Raw genomic sequence first — 515 nt, 5'->3', positions numbered from 1 at the left:
GGGGGAGTTGGAGTGGTGGCACGGGGGCGGACACCCGGGGCGCGGGGACGGCCGCGGTGTGTGCGGTACGACGACCGCTGCCCGCGCTGATGAGTTGGGCGGCCGTCCCCGCGCCCCGGGTGTCCGCCCCCGTGCCACCACTCCAACTCCCCCCTCCCGTACGGGAATGGGAGACCACGGTCCATGTCTCCCCCGAGTCCATGCCCTACCTCATGGACCACTGCTTCTTCCCGCAACGGGCCGACTGGCCGGATGTGGCGGACCGTTGGCCGGTGGTCCCCGCCACCACGATCGTCCAGCACATCATCGAGGCGGCGGAGCGGGCCGCCCCCGGCAGGCGCGCGGTCGCCGTGCACGAGGCCCGGTTCGACCGGTGGCTGACGGCGACGCCCTCGGTCGACGTACCGGTGCGGGTGGTCACGGAGACCCCCGACCGGCTCGCGGTCTCCTTCGGCCCGCACGCCCGCGGTGTGGTCGAACTGGCCCCCGCCCACGCCCCGTCACCCCCGCCGCAC

At 75.0% G+C, this 515-nt stretch carries 1 pseudogene; it reads left to right on the top strand.

Annotated elements, in window-relative coordinates:
* Positions 1 to 515 (top strand): annotated as a pseudogene (locus JHN63_RS51940) (beta-ketoacyl synthase); the annotation flags it as partial.

The sequence above is a fragment of the Streptomyces sp. MBT65 genome, from assembly GCF_016612545.1.
Taxonomy (GTDB): Bacteria; Actinomycetota; Actinomycetes; order Streptomycetales; family Streptomycetaceae; genus Streptomyces.
The sequence above is the reverse complement of the archived record's forward strand: the minus strand, read 5'-3'. Positions and strand labels throughout refer to the sequence as shown.